General features: G+C 61.2%; 20 protein-coding genes. 6 read left to right on the forward strand and 14 right to left on the reverse strand.

Annotated elements, in window-relative coordinates:
• Position 1 precedes the first annotated feature (1 nt).
• Entirely contained in the window at positions 2-784 is a 783-nt protein-coding gene (locus AB6803_RS14510; RefSeq protein WP_371109944.1) for an ABC transporter ATP-binding protein, read from the reverse strand.
• A 16-nt stretch (positions 785-800) separates the two neighbouring features.
• Entirely contained in the window at positions 801-2,009 is a 1,209-nt protein-coding gene (locus AB6803_RS14515; RefSeq protein ID WP_007695670.1) for an ABC transporter substrate-binding protein, read from the reverse strand.
• Positions 2,010-2,180: 171 nt separating this feature from the next.
• On the opposite strand from AB6803_RS14515, the gene AB6803_RS14520 reads away from it, so the two are divergent.
• Positions 2,181-3,098: a LysR family transcriptional regulator gene (locus AB6803_RS14520; RefSeq protein WP_371109547.1), complete on the forward strand. Its 918-nt coding sequence runs from the start codon at positions 2,181-2,183 to the stop codon at positions 3,096-3,098.
• Between the two features lie 10 nt (positions 3,099-3,108).
• Here AB6803_RS14520 and galE read toward each other — a convergent pair whose 3' ends face one another.
• The 4 genes from galE to AB6803_RS14540 all read right to left on the reverse strand — a co-directional run bounded on the left by galE (position 3,109) and on the right by AB6803_RS14540 (position 6,920).
• A complete protein-coding gene (galE, locus tag AB6803_RS14525; RefSeq protein WP_371109548.1) occupies positions 3,109-4,143 on the reverse strand; it encodes a UDP-glucose 4-epimerase GalE in 1,035 nt (344 codons plus the stop codon).
• 225 nt (positions 4,144-4,368) lie between these two features.
• Positions 4,369-5,535: a pyridoxal phosphate-dependent aminotransferase gene (locus tag AB6803_RS14530; protein WP_371109549.1), complete on the reverse strand. Its 1,167-nt coding sequence runs from the start codon at positions 5,533-5,535 to the stop codon at positions 4,369-4,371.
• A gap of 145 nt (positions 5,536-5,680) precedes the next feature.
• The gene (gene mscL / locus AB6803_RS14535; protein WP_371109550.1) at positions 5,681-6,106 is read right to left on the reverse strand and encodes a large conductance mechanosensitive channel protein MscL; all 426 of its coding nucleotides are present in this window, start codon (positions 6,104-6,106) and stop codon (positions 5,681-5,683) included.
• 247 nt (positions 6,107-6,353) lie between these two features.
• A complete protein-coding gene (locus AB6803_RS14540) occupies positions 6,354-6,920 on the reverse strand; it encodes a TetR-like C-terminal domain-containing protein (protein WP_371109551.1) in 567 nt (188 codons plus the stop codon).
• A gap of 142 nt (positions 6,921-7,062) precedes the next feature.
• Here AB6803_RS14540 and AB6803_RS14545 point away from each other — a divergent pair, with 142 nt between their 5' ends.
• The gene (locus tag AB6803_RS14545) at positions 7,063-8,274 is read left to right on the forward strand and encodes an MFS transporter (RefSeq protein ID WP_371109552.1); all 1,212 of its coding nucleotides are present in this window, start codon (positions 7,063-7,065) and stop codon (positions 8,272-8,274) included.
• Between the two features lie 117 nt (positions 8,275-8,391).
• Here AB6803_RS14545 and AB6803_RS14550 read toward each other — a convergent pair whose 3' ends face one another.
• The 4 genes from AB6803_RS14550 to AB6803_RS14565 form a co-directional block, all read right to left on the reverse strand.
• Positions 8,392-10,602 (reverse strand): FAD-dependent oxidoreductase, encoded by a 2,211-nt coding sequence (locus AB6803_RS14550; protein ID WP_371109553.1) that lies wholly within the window; start codon positions 10,600-10,602, stop codon positions 8,392-8,394.
• Between the two features lie 14 nt (positions 10,603-10,616).
• Complete coding sequence (locus AB6803_RS14555) at positions 10,617-11,825, reverse strand: acetyl-CoA C-acetyltransferase (RefSeq protein ID WP_371109554.1); 1,209 nt, start codon at positions 11,823-11,825, stop codon at positions 10,617-10,619.
• Positions 11,826-12,033: 208 nt separating this feature from the next.
• On the reverse strand, positions 12,034-13,830 hold the full coding sequence (locus tag AB6803_RS14560; RefSeq protein ID WP_371109555.1) for an acyl-CoA dehydrogenase C-terminal domain-containing protein: 1,797 nt from the start codon (positions 13,828-13,830) through the stop codon (positions 12,034-12,036).
• A gap of 278 nt (positions 13,831-14,108) precedes the next feature.
• Positions 14,109-15,113 carry an acyltransferase family protein gene (locus tag AB6803_RS14565; RefSeq protein WP_371109556.1) on the reverse strand — a complete coding sequence of 335 codons (1,005 nt, stop codon included), beginning with the start codon at positions 15,111-15,113 and terminating at the stop codon, positions 14,109-14,111.
• A 406-nt stretch (positions 15,114-15,519) separates the two neighbouring features.
• On the opposite strand from AB6803_RS14565, the gene AB6803_RS14570 reads away from it, so the two are divergent.
• Positions 15,520-19,197 carry a peptidoglycan-binding protein gene (locus tag AB6803_RS14570; RefSeq protein WP_371109557.1) on the forward strand — a complete coding sequence of 1,226 codons (3,678 nt, stop codon included), beginning with the start codon at positions 15,520-15,522 and terminating at the stop codon, positions 19,195-19,197.
• A 12-nt stretch (positions 19,198-19,209) separates the two neighbouring features.
• Here the strand turns inward: AB6803_RS14570 and AB6803_RS14575 are convergent, their stop codons facing one another.
• On the reverse strand, positions 19,210-19,596 hold the full coding sequence (locus tag AB6803_RS14575) for a hypothetical protein (RefSeq protein ID WP_371109558.1): 387 nt from the start codon (positions 19,594-19,596) through the stop codon (positions 19,210-19,212).
• A gap of 292 nt (positions 19,597-19,888) precedes the next feature.
• Here AB6803_RS14575 and AB6803_RS14580 point away from each other — a divergent pair, with 292 nt between their 5' ends.
• Both AB6803_RS14580 and AB6803_RS14585 read left to right on the forward strand, forming a co-directional pair.
• Entirely contained in the window at positions 19,889-20,815 is a 927-nt protein-coding gene (locus tag AB6803_RS14580; RefSeq protein ID WP_371109559.1) for a sulfite exporter TauE/SafE family protein, read from the forward strand.
• Entirely contained in the window at positions 20,812-21,621 is an 810-nt protein-coding gene (locus tag AB6803_RS14585) for a TIGR02186 family protein (protein WP_371109560.1), read from the forward strand. Before AB6803_RS14580 ends, AB6803_RS14585 begins: the two co-directional genes overlap by 4 nt.
• Here the strand turns inward: AB6803_RS14585 and AB6803_RS14590 are convergent, their stop codons facing one another.
• Complete coding sequence (locus AB6803_RS14590) at positions 21,622-22,125, reverse strand: winged helix-turn-helix transcriptional regulator (protein WP_371109561.1); 504 nt, start codon at positions 22,123-22,125, stop codon at positions 21,622-21,624.
• Positions 22,126-22,236: 111 nt separating this feature from the next.
• Here AB6803_RS14590 and AB6803_RS14595 point away from each other — a divergent pair, with 111 nt between their 5' ends.
• Entirely contained in the window at positions 22,237-22,797 is a 561-nt protein-coding gene (locus tag AB6803_RS14595; RefSeq protein WP_371109562.1) for a dihydrofolate reductase family protein, read from the forward strand.
• Here the strand turns inward: AB6803_RS14595 and pdeM are convergent.
• Positions 22,794-23,519, reverse strand: coding sequence for a ligase-associated DNA damage response endonuclease PdeM (gene pdeM, locus AB6803_RS14600; protein WP_371109945.1), 726 nt, complete (start codon positions 23,517-23,519; stop codon positions 22,794-22,796). The two genes, AB6803_RS14595 and pdeM, sit on opposite strands and share 4 nt — an antisense overlap.
• A 75-nt stretch (positions 23,520-23,594) precedes the next feature.
• Positions 23,595-26,105 carry a ligase-associated DNA damage response DEXH box helicase gene (locus AB6803_RS14605; protein ID WP_371109563.1) on the reverse strand — a complete coding sequence of 837 codons (2,511 nt, stop codon included), beginning with the start codon at positions 26,103-26,105 and terminating at the stop codon, positions 23,595-23,597.
• Positions 26,106-26,184: the final 79 nt, after the last annotated feature.

Below are 26,184 nucleotides of genomic sequence, written 5' to 3' on the forward strand. Positions count from 1 at the left end.
CTCAGTCCTCCTCCGTGCCCATATAGGCCTCGCGGACGCGCGGGTCCTGGCTGACCGTGGCATAATCGCCGGCCGCAAGGATCTCACCGCGTTGCAGCACCGTGACATGGTGGCAGATATTGGCGACGACGGAGAGATTGTGCTCGACCATCAGCACCGCACGAGTGCGCGCCACCTCGCGGATGATGGCAGAGACAGTGTTGACGTCCTCCAGCCCCATGCCGGCCATCGGCTCGTCGAGCAGCAGCACCTTCGGATCGAGCGCCAGCGTCGTTGCGATCTCCAGCACGCGCTTGCGGCCATAGGAGAGATCGGCGGCGATGGCATCGCGCTCCTTCGTCAGGCCGACGGCCGCCAGCAGTTGCTCGGCGCGGTCGTCAAGGCTCGCCAGTGCCGAGACCGGCAACCAGAATTGATGCGCCAGATTGTTCGGCCGCTGCAGGGCGACGCGGACATTGTCGAGCACGGTCAGGTGTGGAAAGACGGCAGAGATCTGGAAGGAACGCACCAGTCCCATTCGCGCCACCTTGTCCGGCTTCGTCTGGGTAATATCGGTGCCAAGCAGGGTTATCGTGCCATGCGTCGGCTGCAGGAATTTGGTGAGCAGGTTGAACACCGTCGTCTTGCCGGCGCCGTTCGGGCCGATGAGGGCGTGGACGCTGGCATCATGCACATCGAGATCGACATTCTTGACGGCCGTGAAGCCGCCGAAATCCCGGCGAAGACCACGGGCGGACAAGACCACCCGTGGCACTTCCTGTTGCTCTGTCGCGGGTATCGCCATCAGGTCGCCCGCATGGTCATGGCTTGACCAGATCGCAGCCGCTCTTGGCCGGATCAATATAGGCTTCCTTGCCGGGGATGGTCGCCAGCACGTTGTAGTAGTCCCACGGCTCCTTGCTCTCTTCGGGCTTCTTGACCTGAAGAAGATACATGTCGTGGATCATGCGGCCGTTCGCGCCGACCGTGCCGCCACGGCCGAAAACGTCGTCGACCGGCATTTCGTGCAGCTCCTTGGCAACCGCTTCGGTGTCGTCGGTGCCGGCCTTCTGCACGGCCTTCAGATATTGCAGCACGGCGGAATAGGTGCCGGCATGGATCATGTTCGGCATCTTGCCGGTGCGGGCGAAGAAGCGCTTGCCGAATTCGCGGCTCTTGTCGTCGAGGTTCCAGTAATAGCCCTCGGTCAGCGTCAGCCCTTGCGCCGCCTGCAGGCCGAGGCCATGGACTTCGGCGAGCGTGAAGAGCAACGCCGCCAGATGCTGGCCACCCTGGGTGATGCCGAATTCCGATGCCTGCTTGATGGCGTTCGCCGTGTCGAGGCCGGCATTGGCAAGACCGATGACCTTGGCGCCGGACGATTGCGCCTGCAGCAGGAAGGACGAGAAATCGTTGGTCGAGAGCGGATGGCGCACCGAACCGAGGATCTTGCCGCCGCTTGCCTTGACGTAATCTCCGGTCTGCTGCTCCAGCGAATAGCCGAAGGCATAGTCGGCGGTCAGGAAGAACCACGTGTCGCCGCCCTGCTTGACCAGCGCGCCGCCGGTGCCGACGGCCAGCGCATGCGTGTCATAGGCCCAGTGAAAGCCATAGGGCGAGCACTGCTTGCCGGTGAGATCCGTCGTCGCCGCGCCGGTGACGATATCGATCTTCTTCTTTTCCTTGGCGACGGCCTGCACGGCGAGCGCCACCGACGAGGTCGTCAGCTCCATGATGGCATCGACCTTATCCTGGTCATACCATTGCCTGGCGATGTTGGAGGCGATGTCCGGCTTGTTCTGGTGATCGGCATTGATGATCTCGATCGGCACGCCCAGCACCTTGCCGCCGAAATCCTCCGCAGCCATCTTGGCCGCTTCCACCGAGGACTTGCCGCCGAAGTCGGCATAGACGCCAGACTGGTCGTTCAGAATACCGATCTTCACCACGCCGTCGGACGCGCCAGCCGCGAAGGCCGCGGTGCCGGATGCAAGCAGAAGTGCCAGGGATGCAATGAGACTCTTTCGCATATCCTCTCCTCCCAGAGATTTGGCAAACATGAATCTGTTCAAATTTGGCGAGCCGTTCTCCTCAAAACGACTTTCCTAACATTCAAGATCACGGAAATCGTGCGTTGACGCAAGCGGTGTTTGGAACTAATTCCAAACAAGGTCTGTTCATTTTTGAACAGAAAGGAAGACATGAAGAGCGCGCCGCATTTCACCTGGGACGATCTGCAATTTTTCCTGGCCGTGGCGAGGACGGGGCAGCTTTCGACCGCCGCGCGGCAATTGCGCAGCAGCCACGCCACCGTATCACGCCGGATAGACCGGCTGGAATTCGCGTTAAAGGTCAAGCTCTTCGAGCGCAATCCGCGCGGTTATGTGCTGACCGGCATGGGTCAGCGCTTCATCGAGACAGCGGAGAGGATGGAGCAGGAGACCGAGCGTCTGCGGGCAGACCTGACGGTTGGCTCGGCGGCACAGCGCGGCGTGGTGCGCATCAGCGCGCCGGAAGGCATTTCCAACTTCTTCTTCACCTCCATGCTGCCGGAGTTCACCACGCGCTATCCGAACATCTCGCTGGAGCTGGTGACGATCCAGCAGATCATGTCGCTGTCACGCAAGGAAGCCGATATCGTCGTCGTGCTCGACCCACCGAAAGCCGGCCCCTACTTCACCGAGAAACTGACCGACTATCATCTGCAGGTCTATGGATCGCGGGACTACCTTGCCAGCCACCCGCCGGTCGAGAGCCGTAACGATCTGCCGGACCATGCCTTCGTCGGCTACATCGAAGACATGATCTTCGCGCCCGGTCTCGATTATCTCGGCGATATCCATCCGCGCATCAAGCCGCAATTCCAGAGTTCCAGCATCTTCGCGCAATTGACGGCGACGAAGAACGGGCTCGGGCTCTGCGTATTACCCTACTTCATCGCCTGCCGGCATCCGGATCTTCAGATGGTGCTGCCGGATGACGTCGACCTGAAGCGTCACTACTGGATCACCTGCCACCGCGACCTGCGCCAGTCGCCGCGTGTGCGTACTGTTATCGATTTTCTGATGGAAGCAGTGCACCGCAATGCCCCGGCCTTTCTCGGCCACGGATCGGCTTGAATATCCGATGTCAAAGACTGGGTGCCGCGAACACCTTGCGTAAGCCGCTGGCATCGAAGCCGGATCTGTCGGCGAGCTGAAGTTCCCATTCCAGCGACGAGCGCACGATCGTCTCCATGCAATTATACTTCGGCGTCCAGCCAAGTTCGCGATGGGCAAGCGTGGCGTCGGCGACGACACTGGCGGTATCGCCGGGCCGGCGCGGCGCCATGTGAATCCGGAAGGCACGGCCATGGACGCGCATCACCATGTTCAGCACATCCAGCACCGAATAGCCGACGCCATAGCCACAATTGGCGACAAGCGGCCGGCCGCCATCCCGCAGATGCCGGAGCGCCATCAGATGCGCATCGACGAGATCGGAGACGTGGATATAGTCGCGCACGCCGGTGCCGTCATGCGTCGGATAGTCGGTGCCGTAGATCTCCACCTGGCGGCGGCGGCCGAGTGCGGCCTCGCAGGCAACCTTGACCAGATGGGTGGCGCCATCGGTCGATTGCCCAGCCCGCCCTTGCGAATCGGCGCCGGCAACGTTGAAATAGCGCAGCGCCACATAGCGGAAATCATACGCCGTGGCAGCGTCGCGCAGCATCAGCTCCGACATCAGCTTGGACTGGCCGTAGGGCGTTTCCGGTAGTAAGGGCGCACTTTCCTTCACGGGTCTATCGGCGGGCTGCGAGCCATAGACTGCGGCGGTGGACGAAAAGACGAAATGGCGAATGCCGGCTCTGATAGCCGCGCTCATCAGGGTGCGTGTCTTGCCGGTATTGTTCTCATAATAACCAAGCGGGTCTTCGATCGAGGCCGGCACGACCGAGGATCCGGCAAAGTGAATGATGGCGTCGATATCGTTTTCGGCAAAGATCGTCTGTAACAGGGCCTCATCGGCGGCATCACCGAGATAGAAGCGCGCGGCCGAAGGAACAGCCCAGCGAAAGCCGGTGGACAGGCGGTCGACAACGACCACGTCCTCGCCGGCATCCAGCAATTTCCAGACCATATGGCTGCCGATATAACCGGCTCCGCCCGTCACCAACACCGTCATTCTTCGCGTCCCCGCCAAGTCTTAAGCAGGGGATATATGAGGGTTGTATTCGTGCGATTTGATTAAAAGCGCGCGCTGTGGACGCCGTTGGAAGGGGAAGTTTGTTGCTATGGTTAGGGGAGGTTTTTCGGGATTGGTGGGATTTTAGTGATCCAGGCCAAACACACAAAAAACCCGGCTCAGCGGCCGGGTTTTGTCAATTCATCTGCCAGCAAGCCTATGGGCTCACAAACTCAAAACATACCGGCTCAACCGCTCGGCCGCATCCTCGACCTGTGCCGGATCACGCAGGAAGCAGGCGCGCAGGAAGAGTTCGCCGCCTTGGCCGAAGGCCGTTCCGGGTGCGAGGCCAACGCCGGTCTTGTCGACGATGTCGATGGCGGTCTTGCGGCTGTCTGTGACGCCGTCGATCTTCAGGAAGGCGTAAAGCGCGCCGTCCGGCTTCAGGGTCTGGACGCGGTTGGTGGCCAGCAGGGCATCGCAGAGAATATCGCGCGAGCGGGTAGCCTTGGCGATGTTGGAACGGACGAAATCGTCGCCTTCGTTCAGTGCGGCAACCGCGCCCTTCTGCATGAACTGTGCCACGCCGGAGGTCGAATATTGCACGAGGTTTTCCATCACCTGGCCAATCTCGGCCGGCGCGACGATCCAGCCGACCCGCCAGCCGGTCATCGACCAGTTCTTCGAGAAGGAATTGACGAACATGATCTTGTCGTCGGCTTCCTTGATGTCGAGGAAGGAGGGCGCCCGGCCACCGGCATAATAATAAAGCGCGTAGATCTCGTCGGCCATGATCCAGAGGCCGTGCTCGCGGGCGAGCGCCAGGATATCGGAAAGGTCCTGATGCGTCGCCGTCCAGCCGGTCGGGTTCGACGGCGTGTTGATGAACAGGCCCTTGGTCCTTGGCGTGATCGCCGCCGTCAGCCGCTCGAGGTCAAGTGTCCACTTACCATTCTCGAATTGCAGCGGCACGCCGACCGAGCGGGCGCCGGCGATCTCCAGCGCCGCCGCGATATTCGGCCAGGCGGGCGAGAGGTAGATCATCTCATCGCCGGGAGACGTGATCGCCTGCACCGACAGCTGGATCGCCTGCATGCCGGAGCCGGTGACGTAGAAATTCTCCATCGGCAGAGAGACGCCGAAATGCCGGGCGTAATAGGCCGACAGTGCCTGGCGTAGTTCCGGAATGCCGCGTTGCCAGGTGTAGAAGGTTTCGCCGGCGTTGAGTGAGGCCATGGCGGCGCGATTGATGAAATCCGGCGTCGGCAGATCGCCCTCGCCGACCCAGAGCGGCAGCAGGCCGTCGCGGCCACGGGCATAGTTCACGACTTCCACGATCCCGCTTTCGGGCGCGGCGAGCGCGCGCGGGCTGAGGCTATTCAATATCGACATGCAAGGTCTCCGGTTTTCGCCTTCATAAAGCAGAACGCCGGACAAATCCCATGACTTTGCCTTAGCGACCGATCGATTTCCGTGATGAATAAAAGCCCCGGCCCTTGCGAGGCCGAGGCTTTGAAAATGAGCCGCGAAAAGCGTCTTAGCGCTTGGCGAGCAGATCGCGGATTTCGGTGAGCAGCTGAACATCTGCCGGCGGCGGAGCTGCCTCGGCGATCGTTTCGTTCTTGCGCTCTACCTGCTTGCGCAGCGTGTTCACGCCCTTGACCATCAGGAAGATGATCCAGGCAAGGATCAGGAAGTTGATGAGGACGGTGATGAAGCTACCATAGGCGAGAACTGCACCCTGGGCACGGGCCGCAGCAAGCGTCGGCGCATTGACCCCCGAGGCGAGGCCGATAAAGTAATTCGAAAAATCGAAGCCGCCGAAAATCGCGCCGACGATCGGCATGATGATATCGTCAACCAATGATTTTACGATGCCGCCGAAAGCGCCGCCGATGATCACGCCGACGGCGAGATCCATGACATTGCCTTTGGCGATAAATGCCTTGAATTCATTAAGCATTGAGTAGTCCCCTTCGCGTTGCCGTTGAATTCATTGGCAACTATTAGCATCATCTTTTGTATTATTTTTCAATAGCGAAATGGCATGATACTTGAGCCGCGTCCGCATATCCCAAAGGAATTGTTCAATTTAAGCAATTTTTAAGTGTGATCGCCAGGTTACTTGTTCGTCAGTTGCGGGTAACACAACCAAAGCCGACAGAATGTGTCGCCCCCTATCGGGTGATTCGGCTAGCCCGGCCGCCGCTTCAGGATTTCACCGCACCTTCCGGTATTACCCGCGATGTCAGCCCGCGAACACACTCGGCGTTTGGTGGCTGCTCGAAGAGGATGCGGTACATGATCGGCGAGATGACGTAATCCATCAGTTCGGTAAGCGTCGGGAACGGCTCGCCCCGCTCTTGCGCCCGGGCGATGAGGACGCGCAATTGCTGCTGCGTGTAGCCGCTGCACTTTTCCGCATTGGCCGTGTCGGGCACCGACAATATATCCCGGATCATCTCTCGCCCGGCGCCGGAGGACATTTCGTCGGCATATTGCTCGACCCAGGCCTGCAGGTCCTCATAGACGCTGCCGGTCTCGGCCGGTTCTGTCTCCGGCTGCAGGCGCGAGGCGGCGACGTCTGCCAGAAGATCTTGCAAATCGCCCCAGCGGCGATAGATCGTCGATGGCGTCACATTGGCGCGTTGCGCGATCAGCGGGATCGTTACCTCCGCACGGTCCATCACGGCCAACATATCGCGAACCGCCTGATGCACCGAGGCTTGAACCCTGGCGCTGCGCCCACCTGGACGTGGATTTTCCCTGGAAACCATGAACTATGCCAATCTTTCCCTTTGCTGCCGGCGGTCTGTGCAAACAGCCACAAACCACTAACGCAAATTATTTGCTTTTATCTGCGCAAGATATTATATCCCACCTAACGCAACATCTTAGCTTTAAGGCAGGATATAGGCGATGACCACGATCGAATCCACCGCCAATTCACAGAACCCGGTCGGCAGACGGCTAGCACCGCTCTTTTATGCCGCTACCAGCGCCACCTTCTTTGCCGCCTCCTCCGCGCCAACGCCGCTCTACCGCATCTACCAGCAGGCCTTCGCCTTCTCACCGGTGCTGATCACGGTGATCTTTGCCGTCTATGCCTTTGCCCTTCTCGTCTCGCTGCTGATCGTCGGCTCGATTTCCGATCACCTCGGGCGCCGGCCGGTGGTCTTTGCCTCGCTCATCCTCAATATGGTGGCGATGGCGCTTTTTTTAATGGCCGACGGTCCGAATTGGTTGATTGCCGCCCGCATCGTGCAGGGCTTTGCCACCGGTGCGGCGGCAAGCTCCATCGGCGCCGCCCTCGTCGATCTCGATCCGATAAAGGGCTCGATCACCAACAGCATCGCGCCTCTGGCCGGCATGGCGATCGGCGCGCTCGGTACCAGCACCCTGGTGCAATATGCGCCGGCGCCGATGTTCCTCGTCTATGCAGTCGTGCTCGTCCTTCTCGTAGCACAAGCCGCCCTGATCTGGATGATACCCGAAACGACCCGCCGCAGGGCCGGCCTGCTTGCCTCGCTGAAGCCCGAAGCGACCGTCCCGCCACAGGCCCGCCGAACGCTGCTGGCATTGACCCCGATTAATATCGCCGTCTGGGCCGTGGCCGGCTTTTATCTCTCGCTAATCCCGTCACTGGTGAGTGCCACAACAGGTAGCACCGCCCCCCTCGTCGGCGGCTCCGTGGTTGCCGCGTTGACGGTCAGCGCTGCGACGACTGTATTCTTGCTGCGCAAAAAACTTGCAGCAACGACGCTGACTTTCGGGATATCCACCATGACGCTCGGCATTCTCACCATCGTTGCCGGCGTGCATATGGCTCAAGTGCCGATCCTGATCGCCGGCACGCTGATCGCCGGCGCTGGCCTCGGCGCCAATTTCCTCGCCGCCGTACGCAGCATCATGCCGCTCGCCAAGCCCGACGAGCGCGCCGGCCTGCTCTCGACCTACTACATTCAGAGCTACCTCGCCTTCAGCCTGCCTGCCATCCTGGCCGGATTTCTATCGAAGGCTGTGGGGTACACGGAAACCACCGACATCTACGCGGTCGCCATCCTGCTGCTGGTCGGCAGCGGTGTGCTGGCTCTGAGGGCGGGGCGGAGAAAAGTGGCGGCTTCGGCATAAGGCGTCCACCGACCCGCTACCATCCGTAGCGAAACGGCCACCTGCCAGACGCAGAACAACGAAAAGGGCCGCTCCCGGCAGGAACGGCCCATTTTTATGCTCGAAATAAATCGACCCTCAGGCAGCAGCTTTCACGCCGTACGGATCAAACCGTCCGTAAAACGTCTCGCCCTTGGCTGCCATATCCTTCAGCAGCGCGGTCGGCGCGAAATGCGGTCCGTAAGTCTTGGCCAGCGTTTCGCAAAAGCTCACGAAGACTTTGACGCCCATGCCGTCGATGTAGGAGAGCGCGCCGCCGGTATAGGGGGCAAAGCCGAAACCGAGGATGGAGCCGACATCGGCTTCGCGCGGATCGGTGACGATGCCTTCTTCCATGGTACGGGCGGCTTCCAGCGCGATGGTGGCGAGGAAGCGCTGCTTCAGGACGGCGACATCGATCTCGTCCGACTTCTTCTGCGGATAGAGGTCCTTCAAGCCTGGCCACAGCGATTTCTTAGCCGGCTTCGGCGGGTAGTCGTAGAAGCCCTTGGCGTTCTTGCGGCCCAGGCGACCTTCGCCCTCCACAAGACCGCTGATCAGCTGCATGTGACGCGGGTCGACGGCTTTCTCGCCGAGATCGGCGACGGTCGCCTTGAGGATCTTCAGCGACAGGTCGATGGCGACTTCGTCGTTCAGCGCCAGCGGGCCGACCGGCATGCCAGCCATCTTGGCGGCGTTTTCGATCATTGTCGCCGGCACGCCTTCGATCAGCATGTCATAGGCTTCATGGATGTAGCGGAAGACGCAACGGTTGACGAAGAAGCCACGAGTGTCATTGACGACGATCGGCGTCTTCTTGATGGCGGCGACATAATCGAGCGCGACGGCAAGAGCGCGGTCGCCCGTTTCCTTGCCGAGGATGACTTCAGTCAGCATCATCTTCTCGACCGGCGAGAAGAAATGGACGCCGATGAAATCAGCCGGACGCCTGGAATTCTTCGCAAGACCGGAGATCGGCAGCGTCGAGGTATTGGAGGCAAAGATGGCGCCTTCCGGCAGCACGGCTTCGACCGCCTCGATGACAGCCTTCTTGACTTCACGATCCTCGAACACCGCTTCGATGACGAGATCGGCATCGCTGAGATCGGCATAGGTTGCAGACGGCGTGATGCGGGCGAGCAGCGCTGCGCCATCTTCCTGCGTCATCCTTCCCTTACCAACTGCATCCTTCACCAGACCTTCGCCGACGCTCTTGCCCTTCTCCGCCGCTTCCGTATCGCGGTCGATCAGGGTGACGGACAGGCCGGCGGCGGCGGTGACATAGGCGATAGAGGCGCCCATGAAGCCGGCGCCGACAACGCCGACTTTCTTCAGCACCGTCTTTGGTTGCCCCGCCGGGCGGCGGGCGCCCTTGCCGAGTTCCTGCATGGAGATGAACAGCGAACGGATCATCGAATAGGCTTCGGTGGTCTGCAGTACCTGGGTGAAATAGCGCTGCTCGATCTTGAGGCCGGTATCGAAAGGCACCTGCAGGCCTTCATAGACGCATTTGAGGATGGCGAGTGCAGCCGGATAATTGCCCGAGGTTTCGCGGCGAAGGATCGCGGGGGCAGCTGGCCAGAGCTGCGCGGCAGCCGGCGTCCAGATGCCGCCGCCGGGCGCCTTGAAGCCTTTTTCATCCCAGGGTGCCACGGGCTTCAGCCCATCCTTGATCATCTGCTTGGCAGCCGGGATCAGCTGATCCGGCTCGACCACCTGATGCACCAGGTTCATTGCCTTGGCGCGCACCGCCGTCAGCGACTGGCCCGTCGTCATCATTTGCAGGGCGGACTGCGCATCGGTCAGGCGCGACACACGCTGGGTGCCGCCGGCGCCCGGGAAGATGCCGACCTTGACTTCCGGCAGAGCGATCTTGACGCTTTTCGCGCTAGAGGCAACACGGCCGTGGCAGGCGAGTGAAAGCTCGAATGCGCCGCCCATGCAGGTGCCGTTGATGGCGGAAACCCACGGCTTGCCGCAGGTTTCGAGCTTGCGGAACAGGCCGGTCATGCGTCCCACAAGATCGAAGAGTTTCTGCGCGGCGCCGGCCGGCTCTTTCGCCTTCTCATCCTGATAGAAGGAGAACATCGACTTGATCATCGAGAGGTCAGCGCCGCCGGAGAAGGAGGACTTGCCGGAGGTAAAGACCACACCCTTGACCGCCGCATCGGCAACGGTCGCGTCGATGATGGCGTTCAGCTCGTCCATCACCTCGGAAGTGAAGACGTTCATGGATTTTCCGGGCATATCCCAGGTGACGATTGCGATGCCGTCTGCGTCGATCTCGATGGTGAAATTTGTGTAAGCCATTGCTTTCCCCTCCCTCAGACGCGTTCGATGATCGTGGCCGTGCCCATGCCGGCGCCGATGCAGAGCGTGACCAGCGCGGTCTTGAGGTCGCGGCGTTCCAGCTCATCCAGCACAGTGCCGAGGATCATCGCTCCGGTTGCGCCCAGCGGATGGCCCATGGCGATGGCGCCGCCATTGACGTTGATCTTGTCATGCGGGATGGCGAAGGCCTGCATATAGCGCAGCACGACGGCGGCGAAGGCTTCGTTGAGCTCGAAGAGATCGATGTCGGCAAGCGTCATGCCGCTGCGCTTCAAAAGCTTCTCGGTGACGTCGACCGGGCCGGTCAGCATCAGCGCCGGGTCGGAGCCGATATTGGCGAAAGCCTTGATGCGGCCCCGCGGCTTCAACCCCATGCTCTCGCCGCCCGCCTTGGAACCAAGCAGCACGGCAGCGGCGCCATCGACGATGCCAGAAGAATTGCCGGCGTGATGCACATAGTTGATGCGCTCCACTTCCGGATGCGCCTGGATGCCGACGGCTTCGAAGCCGCCCATTTCGCCGGGCATCTGGAAGGACGGGTTGAGCGAGGCCAACGCCTGCATATCTGTGCCGGGGCGCATATGCTCATCCCGGTCGAGGATGGTCAGGCCGTTAATATCCTTCACCGGCACGACGGAATTCTTGAAGTAGCCCTTCTCCCAGGCGTTGGCTGCCCGCTTCTGGCTCTCGACGGCATAGGCGTCAACATCGTCTCGCGAGAAGCCGTATTTGGTGGCGATCAGATCGGCGGAGACGCCCTGCGGCATGAAATAGGCCGGGAAATTGACCGAGGGGTCCATGAACCAGGCGCCGCCGGACATGCCGAGACCGACGCGCGACATGCTCTCGACGCCGCCGGCGATGACGATATCGTCAGCGCCTTGCGCGATCTTGGCCGCGCCGAAATTCACGGCATCGAGGCCGGAAGCGCAGAAGCGCGAGATCTGCATGCCGGGCGCCTTGGTGGAATAGCCAGCTTCGAAGGCAGCGCCCCTCGGGATGACGGCGCCGGCTTCCATGACCGGATCGACACAGCCCATGATGATGTCATCCACCGTTCCGGTATCGAGGCCGTTGCGATCACGGATCGCCTCCAGCGTCTTGGCGGCCAGACGGACGGACGGCACTTCGTGCAGCGATCCATCCTTCTTGCCACGCCCGCGCGGCGTGCGCACATGGTCGTAAATGAAAACCTCAGTCATGTCTCATCTCCCTGCGGCGGCAAGCGCCGTTTCATTCATTACCCACCTTCTCCCCATCGGGGAGAAGGATGCGCGTTAGCGCAGGTTGAGGGGGCGTTGCACCGTAAGGCTGCCTTTCGCGTGCCGCTCAAGGCCTCGGAGCTCTGCTCCTCGCCCCCCTCATCCGCCCTTCGGGCACCTTCTCCCCAAGGGGAGAAGGGGATTCCAATCAAAACGCTTCCGCGGCCAGTTCCATCATCGTGTCGGCACCGGCCTCGATGCGGGCCTTGCGCAGTGCCGTTTCCGGCATGATGCGCTCCATGTAGAACCGCGCCGTGACAAGCTTGTTCTTCAGATAATCCTCGCGCGCGGTGTCGCCGTTCGCAAGACCGTCCTGCGCCGCCTTTGCCATCTTCGCCCACATATAGCCGAGGACGACAAGGCCGAAGAGGTGCATATAGTCGGTCGAGCCGGCACCGGCATTGTCGGGCTTGGCCATGGCGTTCTGCATAAACCACATGGTCGCGGCCTGGGCATCGTTCAAGCCCTTCTTCAGGTGCTTGGTGAAGAAACCCAGTTGCTCGTCGTTGCGGTTCTCCTCGCAGAAATCGCCGATTTCCTTGAACAGGGCCATGACGGCACGACCGCCATTCAATGCCAGCTTGCGGCCGACCAGATCGAGCGCCTGGATGCCGTTGGCGCCCTCATAGATCATGGTGATGCGGGCATCGCGAACATACTGGCTCATGCCATGCTCTTCAATATAGCCGTGGCCGCCGAAGACCTGCTGTGCCATGACGGCATGATCGAAACCCTTGTCGGTCAGGACGCCCTTGAGGATCGGCGTTGCCAGACCAAGAATATCGTCAGCCGCCTGCCGCTCCTTCTCGTCCTGCGAGCGATGAGCAATGTCAGACTTCAGCGCCGTCCAGAGCAGGAAGGCACGGCCGGCCTCGTTGAAGGCGCGGATGGTCATCAGCGTGCGGCGGATATCGGGATGGACGATGATCGGATCGGCCTTCTTGTCCGGCGCTTTCGGGCCGGAGAGCGAACGGCCCTGGATGCGGTCGCGGGCATAGGCGGCGGCGTTCTGGTAGGCAATCTCCGCAATAGAAAGCCCCTGCAGGCCGACGCCGAGGCGGGCTTCGTTCATCATCACGAACATGGCGTTGAGGCCCCTGTTCTCGGCGCCGATGAGGAAGCCGGTCGCTTCGTCATAGTTCATGACGCAGGTGGCGTTGCCATGAATGCCCATCTTGTGCTCGATGGCGCCGCAGGAAACCGGGTTGCGGGCGCCGAGCGAACCATCATCCTTCACCATGAATTTCGGCACGATGAACAACGAGATGCCCTTGGTGCCTTCCGGCGCGCCCTCGATGCGGGCAAGCACCAGATGCACGATATTGTCGGTCATGTCGTGTTCGCCGGCGGAGATGAAGATCTTCTGCCCGGAAATCTTGTAGCTGCCGTCGCCTTGAGGCACCGCCTTGGTGCGCAGCAGGCCGAGATCGGTGCCGCAATGCGGCTCGGTGAGGTTCATGGTGCCTGACCATGTGCCCTCGACCATCTTCGGCAGGTAGGCGCGCTTCTGCTCGTCGGAACCATGCACGAGGATCGCGGCGATCGCGCCTTGCGTCAGGCCGGGATACATCATCAGCGACATGTTGGCGGCGGAGGTATATTCGCCGACGGCGGCGTGGAGCGTATAGGGAAGCCCCTGCCCGCCGAACTCTTCCGGCACGGCAAGGCCGATCCAGCCGCCTTCGCAATAGGCCTGATACCCTTGCTTGAAGCCCTTCGGCGTCGAGACCGTGGCGTCGTCGTGGCGCACGCAGCCTTCCTGATCACCGGAATAATTGAGCGGGAAAAGTACCTCTTCCGCCAATTTCGCCGCCTCGCCGACGATCGCCTCGATCATGTCGGGGCTGGCCTCGGCAAAGCCCGGCAGATTGTTGTAGCGTTCCAGCCCAAGTACGTCGTTCAGGACGAAGAGCGTATCGGTCACCGGGGCCTTGTAGAATGGCATTTTTCGAATTCCTCCAATTCGGTGCCGGACCTCGTATTCCGGCCTTTGCGCTAGTCTTACAAAATATTGACGTTTGCGTAAACGTCAAATTTGAGTGACGCTGCGGTTTTTTTGGTGGGCGACGCACCCTGCTCCAAGAACGAAGCATAAGACAGGCTTGTCCCAAAATGAGTGCCGATGGCCGTTGTATCCACCGACAGGCTACCCCCGGCTTTCACCTAGCCATTGTCACGCAATGGTCTGCGCCACGGTCTGCCTACTGAACATGGCGTTGAGTATTACGCGCAACGGGCGTTCAATAAGGTAGTAGCTCGCCACGCCGCACGCGATCCCCAGAATGAGCAAAAAAACGAGCGGTACGACACCCAAGCCCGATAACTTGAAAAAGGTTCCTGCCACAAATAGATCGAGAAGGAACATTGCCCAAAAAAGCGGAGGACGCTGCCTTCGAAATTGTCACGGAACCATGGTGCTGAATGTTCGAGCCCGATCACCGCGATCGCCAGCAGGACTATCTTTATGCCAAAAAAGACGCTGTCGTCCGCACAGAACACCATCGCCAATATGACAAGCGCCAAGGAGCATGGCGCTATCCACGCCCAACACTCGCGGTGCAATGTCGGCTTAAGAAGGACGGAGAGGCCCGCCGAGATGAATATTCCCGCCATGGCGACATCGGTGCGCCATAATATCCCGTAGCCGGTTGAGATGTTGATCCGGACCATGCCGTTGATCATAGCGATCAAACCCATAGCAAGAATGATACCAGCGGCGACGGGTACGCTTCGATAGCGAGTGGCAAAGGCGATCAACCCCAGGAGGATGTAACTCTGCTCTTCGACGCTCAGGGACCAGATGTGATCCAGCAAGCTGTACGGAAGACCGTAAACGATGGCGTAGTTCAGCGTGAAGGTTAGCGCGAAAGCGGCGGTCTTCAGATCGTATTCACCGACGGTACCTTGAAACACCAAACCGGTAACTACTATGAAAACGAGCAGCGTCGGATAAACACGCGCAAATCGCCGGGCGAAGAATGTCTGCAGCGGCATCAGCTTCACCAACAGAATATCCGCCATCAGCCGCCCCGACAGAACGAAGAACAAATCCACGCCGAAGGTGCTGACGCGGTGCAGATACCTATCGGCTCCGAAATGGCCCATCAGCACCACAATGATCGCCAACCCCCGCCATCCATCCAGTGACAGGATATGAGGCGACCGATCGGCTTCACGGGAGGGTGACGGTGACACGAGCGCGGCTCTCCAGAATATCGACGCCACCACACCTTTTCACAACTTAGTTGCGAAAATTACAATACCAGTACGTGTATCGATCTACCTTGGAAAGACGGTGACCAAGACGTTAAAATTTTTCTCCCGGAGCTTTCCGGGATCTGCAGATTTATAAGAACATGAACATATTCAATAACAAGACCGAAATAAAAGGTTAAGATTTCGGCAAAACTTAACGGGTTGTTTACCACGTTTCATAGATTGTGCGGGATGAGTAGCGATGCTTCGCGCTTCCTTCATCAATATGGTTCGGGGAAGCGCCGTTTCGCGGCTCGGTCTGAGGAAAGTCTACTAAATCATCCCTTTCCGAACGGTGGGATGCGATCTTGCGCTGAGAAAGCCAAGTCGCCCTCCTGCACAGCAAGAAGGCCCAAAGCGGGGTCGAGGCGAGCAAAAGATGAGCGGATCGCGATCAAATCCTACCGGCACGGGCGACTGGACATCGCTGGATGCGCTGAGTCGCACCATCGAAGGGCTGGAAGCACGCATCGAGGGCCTGATGGGCACGGCTGCCGCGCAGGATACGCGCCAGCGTGTTGCCGGCGGCTATGGTGCAGTACCGGAACGCCGGGCCATGCCGGAACGCACTCCCCTCCCGGAGCGGGCGCCGCGTACCGAACGCGAAGCCTATGCGAGCCGCCCCTATGAACGTCCTCTTCGCCCCGAGCGCGCCGAAACCGAGCTGCGCTCCGATCCCCTCGCAGAAATCCGGCAGCGGCAGCGCATGCTGGAGGCCAGCCGCGAGCGCATGCATCCTCGCCGTGAGGATAGTGCCGTGGCCGAGCAACCGCTTGGTCGGCGCGTCGCCGACCATCACGCTCCCCGCCCGCCGCTGCCCTCGGCACTGCGGCCCACCGCCGAAAGCTCTGTCGATATCGCCCAGGCGCTGGTCAACCTGCGTCAGGACCTGAAGCGCGACATCGCCGAAAGCGTTACCCGCGAGGTCAGCGCGCTGCGCGCCGAGATCCGCGATATCAGAGATAATACCGAGGACAAGCATTTCGCCGCCGACGTTCGCGAGGACATGGCGCGGCTTGCGGATAGCATCAGCCAGCTCGCGGTGCATCCCGGCCAGCCGGAAACCACCGGCCTGAAGGCGGAGTTCGACGAACTGCGCTCGCTGATGGACGGGCTTGCCCGCGAAGAATCCCTGCACCATGTCGAACGCCAGGTTCAGGCAATCGATACCGCCGGCCTGCAGGACGAAGTGGTGTCGCTTGCCTATCGCCTTGACGATATCAAGCAGCATCTCGGCAGCACAAGCGACAGTCCCGCTGTTAGGGCGCTGGAAAACAAGCTGCTGACGATTGCCACCGCCATGGAAAGCCTCGGCGGCATGATGAAGCCGCAGGATCAGGCCATGCAGCGGCTCGAAGGCCGCATCAGCGGCATCGCCGACCAGATCGACACGATGAGCCGCGATACCACGCGCCAGCAGCCGTCGGACGATCTCTCCAACCGCCTCGAAGCGCTAGCCATGCGTATCGACGACCTCGGCAACAGCAAGACCGTCGCCCGGCTGGAAGAACGCCTGGACCAGCTGTCCCAGCTGATGGAGCGCTCGCAGAGAGCCGTGCCGCAGCCGGAACTGGTCAACTACCTCGCCGACATCTCGCGCAAGATCGATGCGCTCGACCATGGATCGGTCGACCATGTGCTGGCAGAACGGCTGGACTATCTGGCGCGACGCATCGACGAGATGGAGTCCCATCCAGCGCAGTCAGTGGCTGGGTTGGATGACGGCGCGGTTCGCCGCCTGGAAGGCCGCCTCTCGGATATCGCCGCGCGCCTGGAGGTCAGCACCGCCGCGCCGCCGACCGACACGCTGGCTTTGCGCCATCTCGAAGAGCAGATCGCCCATCTCTCTACATTGCTGATGAGCGAGCCGCGCCCCGGCGCCGATCACATGCCCGTCGATTTCGATCGGCGCATGAGCGCCATCGAAGAGTATATGACGACCAACGACGAATATGTCATCGAGGCGGCCCGCCACGCGGCGGAAGCGGTCGTCGAGGCCTATTCGCGTGAAGGCAACTTCGGCCACAGCGCACATGCCTCCGACATGTCGGCAATGACGGCGCTCGCCGAGGACCTCCGCCATCTCGAAGATCTCAGCCGCAGCAGCGACGAGCGCACGCACCGGACCTTCGAGGCACTGCACGACACGCTGCTCCAGATTGCCGATCGCCTCGACCGTATGGAGCATCGCCGGCCGGCGGCTGCCATGCCCGCCGCCAGTTTCGAGAGCGACGTCTTTGCCGAGGCCGAGGCCCCGCCGATCAAGCCGCCTCTGGCTGCGCCGCAGCAGGCTGGCCCGATCATCCGCACCATAGCTCCGGCGGAGCCCCAGCCCTCAGGGGAAGTCGCCGTCGCCCAAGCCATCGATGCCGTCACCAAAGCGGAGATCAAGGCTGCGGCGAAAAAGGACGGCGTGAAACCGGGCCTGCTCGCCAGCCTCGGCAAACGCTTTTTCACGCCTGAGAAAGCCGAACCGATCTTCACGCCCGACCGGCCTGTGATCGAGCCGGCCCCGTCGATCGATCCGATCGACATGATGCCGGCCGAAGAGGCGAATGAGCTCATCGAGCCGGGTGCGGGCGCTCCCGATATCAAGAAGATCCTGGAGCGCGTGCGCGCCAGCCAGAATGCGGCGCGCAACGGCAATGCCAAGCAGCCGAGCGAAAACGAACGCGCCGACTATATCGCCGCCGCGCGCCGCGCCGCACAGGCCGCCGCGATGGAAGTGGACCAGACGCAGCGCTCAGCTCCCGCCGCCAAGAGCGACGACAAGAAGCGCGGCGCATTCTCGCGCTTCCGCCGGCCGATCCTGCTCGCCGTCGGCGCAGCCCTGCTCGCCATCATGGCCTTCCCCCTGGTCAACACGCTAACGCGCGGCCAGAAGGCGCCGACCGAGATCTCCGTACACACCTCGGCGACCGACGCCGCCCAAACGCCAACATCGAACGCTCAGGCGACAGCGAGTGCACCGGCCAGCCAAGCACCGGCGACGCAAGCCTCAACCGACAGCACTGCGGGAACGGCACAGCCCTCCCCGGCTGTCGCGCCCACCAGCGATCACCTGACCACCGCGGCCCCGCTTGACGGCAACCAGACCAGCGAGGCATTGACGCCGGCCGGCAGCACAGCACCCGTCCAGCAGACCACGGCCTTCGTGCCCACGGATGCCGCTGCCACCACAACTCCCGCGTCCGCCGTGATCGCCGTGCCAGACGGCATCCAGCCACCGACGCTGGTTGCTGCTGCCAAGTCCGGTGATCCCGTCGCCCTGTTCGAGATCGGCGCGCGCTACACGGATGGCCGGGGCGTGACTGCCGACCTCAAGCAAGCCGCGAGCTGGTACCAGCTTGCGGCCGACAAGGGTTATGCGCCGGCGCAATACCGGCTTGCCAGCATGTACGAGAAGGGCAACGGCCTCGACCGCGATCTGGCCAAGGCCAAGAGCTATTACGAGCAGGCCGCCAATCAGGGCAATGCCAGCGCCATGCACAACCTCGCCGTCCTTGAGGCCTCCGGCACGGCAGGCCCGCAGGATTATCAGACAGCTGCCAACTGGTTCATCAAGGCCGCCAATCTCGGCGTCTCCGACAGCCAGTTCAACCTCGCCATCCTCTATGCGCGCGGCAACGGTGTGACGCAGGACCTGCAGGAATCCTACAAATGGTTCGCGATCGCCGCCAAGGGTGGTGACAAGGACGCAGCGCAGAAACGTGACGAAGTGGCGAACGCCATGAAGCCCGACGCGCTTGAAGGCGCCCGCGCCAAGGTCGACCTCTGGAAGGTACAGCCGCTGGACGCCGGGGCCAACGGCACCAACATCCCCGAGGAATGGACGACCGGCAAGGGCGTCAACACCGCCTCGGTCGACATGAAGAAGGCGATCCGCAACATCCAGGCGATCCTCAACAACAACGGCTTCGATGCCGGCGCTCCGGATGGTTCCATGGGCGAGAAGACGGTCGCCGCGCTGAAGAGCTTCCAGAAATCGGTCGGCCTGCCGCAGGACGGAAAGGTGACCGACAAGCTCGTCAAGGAACTGCTGGCACGCAACAACTGAGCGTCGCGCGCTTCATTTCGGATCTAGGAAGCCCTTGAGCACGCTGTCGTTGCGATGCACGATCTCAAGCAGCGTCTTGCAGGCGAAAGCCTGCTTGCCCTTGCCGTCGTTTTTCTTTCCGGCCGGCGACTGCCTGATCATGTCATCGGCGGATTTGATTGCCTCGCTGACCGTCTCATAAAACGGGCTTCCCTCGACGCGGTCGACCCTGTGAATTCCCTCGGCATCCAGGAATGCATCCAGCTTGCTCTCGTTGAGGGTCAGGTTCGGGCAATAGGCGGCAAGGCCGGTTGCGACCCCATATTGCTTGGCGATCATGACAGACCGATCCGCTTGCGCGGCGGCGGCCGATGCGACAGCAATGGCAGCAACCAAGATCGAGATAGCAAGTTTTCGCAACCGAAACCCTCATGTGTTAAACTTGTGCGTGTTCGGCCAATTCTAGCAACACGCCTGTGACGACAAAAAGGCCTATAGCGGCTTTAGGCCGGCTTTGCATCGTGAAGAAAACCGTCACATGATCGCGAAAAAAGCCACGCTAAGTTGGGATGAAGACTGCAAAAGCTGAGAGATGTCAGCGCTTTTCCTAAGGCTCTGGCAATCATTTCAGATTAGGCTCCTCTGTTTAATGGGGAATTGTCCATAGGCGTCCGCTCGTTTGCGTCCGGATGTCTGCAACTGGGATCAGACCGTGACGATCTATCTGCCGATCGCAGAACTGTCCGTGAATATCTTCATTATTCTCGGCATGGGCGCAGCCGTTGGGTTTCTCTCCGGCATGTTCGGCGTCGGCGGCGGCTTTCTGATCACGCCGCTTCTGATCTTCTACAACATCCCCCCCGTCGTCGCCGTTGCCACCGGCGCCAACCAGGTTGTCGCCTCGTCGATCTCCGGCGCCATTACCCATTTCAGGCGCGGCACTCTGGATATGAAGCTCGGATCGGTGCTTCTGATCGGCGGTCTTTCCGGCGCTACGGTCGGCATCTGGATCTTCTCGCTGCTCCGGCGCATCGGCCAGCTCGATCTCTTCATCTCGCTGCTCTACGTCGTCTTCCTCGGCACGATCGGCGGGTTGATGCTGTGGGAAAGCCTCAACGCGATGCGCCGCGCCGCCCGCAACGAGCCGGCGGCACCCCGCAGACCGGGGCATCATAGCTGGGTACACCGGCTGCCGCTGAAGATGCGCTTCAAGAAATCGAAGATCTATCTGAGCGTCATCCCGGTGATCGGCCTCGGCTTCGGCATCGGCATCCTGACCTCGGTCATGGGTGTCGGCGGCGGCTTCATCATGGTGCCGGCGATGATCTATCTCTTGCGCATTCCAACCAATGTCGTGGTCGGCACCTCGCTGTTCCAGATCATCTTCGTCACCGCCTACACCACCATCGTACAGGCGGCGACCAACTATTCCGTCGATATCGTGCTGGCCTTCCTGTTGATGGTGGCTGGCGTTATCGGCGCGCAATATGGTGTGCGCGTCGGCCAGAAGCTGCGCGGCGAACAGCTGCGCGCCCTGCTTGGCCTGCTGGTGCTTGCCGTCGGCCTGCGCCTGTTGATCGCGCTGGTGGTCACGCCGGCCGATATCTATTCCGTCGTGCTCGAAGGATCGGGCCGATGAGACGTTACAGCCTGATCCTCGCAGCCGGCCTCCTGCTTGCGCCGTTCAGCGCCAAGGCGCAGGTGCTGCTCGACCAACCGACGACCTCGACCACTGTGCGCGAGACGATGGAGATCGGCACCTCGACCAGCGAAATCGCCATCACCTCCGATTTCACCGGTGCGGATCTGACGATCTTCGGCGCGCTGTCCAATACCGACCAGCTGCTTCTAGCGATCGGCCAATACGACATCGTCGTCGTGCTGGAGGGACCGCGCGAAAATGCCACCGTGCGCAAGAAGGAGCGGGTCTTCGGCATCTGGATCAACACCCGCTCGATGACCTTCGAGCATGTGCCGCAGGCCTATTCGCTATCGAGCACGCGGGCCGTCGACAACATCACCGCGCCGCTCGAACTGAACGACCGCGGCATCGGCATGGATCATATTCCGCTCACCCCGGTCGGCTTCGTCGGCAGCGGCGCCGATGTGCCCGAATTCCGGCGGGCCTTCCGGCGTCTGCAGGAGACGGGCGGCCTCTATGAGAGCGATCCGGCCGGCGTACGCTTCGTCAGCTCCAGCCTGTTCAAAGCAACGCTGAGGCTCCCGGCCAACGTCCCGAACGGCGTGCATACGGTGCGTGCCTATCTCTTCAAGAGCGGCAAGTTCATCGGCGAAAAAGCCCTGCCGCTACGCGTCATCAAGACCGGCATAGAGCAGACCATCACCGACGCGGCACACGGACAGCCGATTGCCTATGGCATGTTTTCGGTGCTGCTGGCGGTGATCACGGGATGGACAGCAAGTTTTGTGTTCCGGAAAAGCTGATCAAGCACTCTTCTTCCGCGCCACCACCTTCAGATAGGCTTCCGTCAGCCGTCCCAGCACCGACGGCGTGCCCGATGGCAGTATCTTGCCCAGGTGCCTTGCCCTCAGCTCGTCCATGAAGTCCTCCCAGAGCGCCGGCCCGCCATCCTCCAGCAACTCGGCACGGATCGACAGCTCTTCCGAGACCGGCAGGTGCTTGCGGCCCCAGGCGCCCATATGGGCGAAAAGCGGCACGAGCTCGATCGCCATCTCCGTGAGGCTGTAGATGGCTTTCTGCTTGTGGGTTGGATCGTCGTCACGGGTGAGAAGCCCACGCTCGACCAGCCGCTTTAGCCGATCGGCTAGGATGTTGGAGGCGATGCCCTCCTGCGAATTCTGCAGGAGCTCGCGAAAATGGCGGCGATTGCCGAACATGATGTCGCGGATGATGATCAGGCTCCAGCGGTCGCCGAGGATTTCGAGCGTCAGATTGATCGGGCAGCCGGAGCGATGAGGTGCGTCCATAGAGGTCTCCAAAAAACTGCTTGCATTTTGCCATCAGTCGATCTAGCAATCAACCGATTGCTTTTAGCAACCAGTTTTAATTATGATACGGTATCGCCAAGGAGGAAACCGATGAGAAAGCTTGTTGTCTGGAACCTGATGACGCTCGACGGATATTTCGAGGGAACGAAACCCTGGGATCTGGATTTCCACATGTTCGCCTGGGGAGACGAGCTGGAGCGCTACGCGACCGAACTCGGCCAGGAAGGCGATCTCCTGATCTTCGGCCGCAAGACCTATGAGGGCATGGCCGCCTATTGGCAGACCGCGACGGAAACGCCCGATATCGCCGCCTATATGAATGGCATTGCCAAAATCGCTGCCTCACGAACGCTCGACAAAGCAGAGTGGAACAATACTCGCGTCGTCTCCGACATCGCCGCTGAAGTCAAAAAACTGAAAGCAGAGCCGGGCAAGACCATGTTCATCTTCGGCAGCGCCGAGATAACGGATGTGCTGCTGAAGGCGGGATTGGTGGACGAAATCCGCATCTGTCTCGTCCCCGTCGTTCTCGGAGCCGGCGACCCGCATTTCAAGCCGGCAGGAGAGCAGCGGCCGATGAAGCTCATCGACTCCACGCCTTTGCAGACCGGCGCGGTGATCCTGCGCTATGAGCCTGTGAAGGCGGCCTAACCTGCGAGATTGCCGAAGCGCACCGAATAGATCCGGTCGCGGCCGAGCAGGTGAGCAATGAGACTTTCCCGATCGAACAGGCCGGTCATGGCCTTGTGGCGGAGGTCCAGCCCACCGGTCATGACGCCGAAAGCCGGCATCAACAGGCGGGCGCCGTCGGTGGCAAAGCACGGCCGGCGGATGGATTTCTCGCGACGGCGGACGGTGGCGGAGGGATGCAGATGGCCGGCGATCTCGCCGGCTTGCCGTCCCAGCTTGGGCTCGTGACGGAAGGTCAGCCCGCCATAATGCATCTCATCGACGGATTGGCCGGGCAGATCGACCGTGCCATCCGGATCGTGATTACCGTTGATCCAGATCCAATCGCGGCCGCACGCCATGGTGACGATCAGGCTGCGGAATTCCTCCGGCAGATGCGCGGAGCCGACGCGGTCGTGAAAATTGTCGCCGAGCGAGACGACCAGCTTCGGATCGTAGCGGGAAATGACGGCGGCAAGCACGGTCAGCGTCGCCAGCGTATCGTAAGGCGGCAGCAACATGCCGCGCCGCGCGAAGGCCGCACCCTTTTCCAGATGCAGATCGGAAACGACGAGAATGCCGGCATCCGGCAGATAGAGCGCGCCGAGCGGATCGCAGACGGCGGCAACGCCATGAACGATGGTCTCTACGCCCAATGCAGGCGTCAGGCCATTCATCTCTCGCGCTAACGCCAGCCGGTTCATCACCTTTAGTCTACCTTCATCATTCGTTTCGCATGACCCCATCCCAAAACGCTTCGCATTTTTTGGGGATCAAGCTTATTCCATGGCCTCGCGGATCAGATCATCCGCCGCTTCGGCCAGCAGGACATCATGCGCCTCGCCCGGCACCGGCACCTTGCCGATTTCCAGCATCACCGGCACGGCGAGCGGCGAGATGTGGTCCAGCGCCCGGTGGGTGATGTGGCCCTTGATTCGCTTCAGCATATCCCCAAGACGGCCGATATCCAAAAGTCCCGTGGCTGCATCCTGCCTTGTCGCCTGCATCAGAATATGGTCTGGCTCATGGCTGCGCAGCACGTCATAGATCAGATCGGCGGACACCGTCACCTGCCGGCCAGTCTTTTCCTTGCCGGGATGACGACGCTCGATCAAGCCGGCAATCACGGCGCAATTGCGGAAGGTCCGCTTCAGCAGGAAGGATTCATCGAGCCACGCCTCGAGATCGTCGCCGAGCATATCCTCGTCGAAGAGATCGGAGAGGCTGAGATGGCCGTTGGCGATCATCACGCCCAGGTCCTCCAACCCCCAGATACCAAGCGAATAATCGGTGGCGACGAAGCCCATCGGTTTTGCCCCTGCACGCTCCAACCGCCGCGTCAGCAGCATGCCGAGCGTCTGGTGCGCCAAACGTCCTTCGAAGGGATAGGCGACCATGTAGGCCCGGCTGCCGCGCGGAAAGGTCTCGATCAACAACTCGTCGCGCTTCGGCAGCATCGACTTCTCTTTTTGAATTTCCAGCCAGTCACGCACCTGATCCGGCAGACGACGCCATCGATCCGGATCGGCGATCATCGAGCGCACCTGATCGGCGAGATAGGTCGACAGCGGAAACTTGCCGCCCGCATAGGACGGGATTTTCGGGTCCATGGAGAAGGCCTGCGAGGCCAGGCATTCATTCTCACGGATGCCTTCGAAACGCAGCACCTTGCCGGAAAAGAGAAACGTGTCACCGGGCGAAAGCTGTTCGAGGAAATACTCTTCGACCTTGCCGAGAGACGCCCCGCCCCGCCCGAGCGAGCCGAGCGCATTGCGCTTCACCATTCTGATATTCAGCATCGCCTCTTCGACGATGGTACCGAGGTTCAGGCGATATTGCTGCGCCACCTGCGGATTGGAGACCCGCCAGCGCCCCTCCGGCGTCCTCCGGATGCGGGCATAGCGCTCATAGGTCCTCAGCGCATAGCCGCCGGTGGCGACGAAATCGACGATGCGCTCGAAGGTTTCCCAATAGAGATCAGCATAGGGCGAGGCGCTGCGGACCTCGTCATAGAGTTCCAGCATGTCGAAGGGTTCGGCGCAGGCCATGCCGAGAATATGCTGAGCAAGGACATCAAGCGCGCCGGCGCCGACCGGCGGCGTATCCTGCGCCCCGACGTAATTGGCATCGAGCGCCGCCTGGCATTCCATCACCTCGAAGCGGTTGGCCGGCACGAGGATCGCCTTCGACGGCTCGTCCATGCGGTGATTGGCGCGGCCGATACGCTGGGCAAGGCGGCTTGCTCCCTTCGGTGCGCCGACATGGATGACGAGATCGACATCGCCCCAGTCGATGCCGAGATCGAGTGTCGAGGTCGCGACGACGGCGCGGAGCTTGTTGGCGGCCATCGCTGCCTCGACCTTGCGGCGCTGACCGACATCGAGCGAGCCGTGATGCAGTGCGATCGGCAGATTGTCGTCATTGGCCGACCACAGTTCCTGAAACAGCATTTCCGCCTGCGAGCGCGTGTTGACGAAGAGCAGCGTCGTTTGATGCTCCTTCAACTCGCGATAGATATCGGGGATGGCGTATTTGGCGGAATGACCGGACCAGGGGATGCGTTCGTCGGTCGCAAGGATCGAAATATCAGGCTTGGCGCCACCCTCGACCATCACCAGCCCAGCATGCCGCTCCTCCCTCTCCTCCTGTGCCACCAGCCATTTCTGCAGATCCATCGGCTCTGCGACCGTGGCGGAAAGGCCGATGGTTTGCACGCGCGGGGCAAGCTTGCGGATGCGGGCGAGACCGAGGGAGAGCATATGGCCACGCTTCGACGTCACCAACGAATGCAGCTCGTCGAGAACGATGTATTTCAGATCCTTGAAGAAGCGCTCGGCCTCGCGATTGGCGAGCAGCAGCGCCACCTGCTCCGGCGTCGTCAGCAGGATGTCAGGCGGATTGAGCTTCTGGCGCTGGCGCTTGCCACTCGGCGTATCGCCGGTACGGTTTTCGACGGAGACCGGCAGGCCCATTTCGGTGACCGGCTTCATCAGGTTGCGCTCGATATCAACGGCGAGCGCCTTCAGCGGCGAGATGTAGAGCGTGTGGATGCCGGTGAAAGCGGAGCCCGGCGGGATTTTGCCCCGGCGTGTCAGGTCGGTGAGCGAGGGCAAGAAGCCGGCCAGCGTCTTGCCGGCACCCGTTGGCGCGATCAGCAGCGTGCTTTCGCCGGCCTCGGCGCGGGCCAGCAATTCCAATTGATGCGCGCGCGGCTGCCAGCCCTTTTCCGCGAACCAGCGGATGAAGGGGGCAGGCAAGGCAAGACGGCTCTCGGAATCGATCTGGTCCACGGGTCGAATGTAATGGATATGCGGGGAATGTTAAGGACGAGATGGGCGTTCCTTCTCCGAGTCAACTATCTGTCCGCGA

Origin of the sequence: Rhizobium sp. RCC_161_2 (assembly GCF_041355235.1) — a bacterium.
Taxonomy (GTDB): Bacteria; Pseudomonadota; Alphaproteobacteria; order Rhizobiales; family Rhizobiaceae; genus Rhizobium.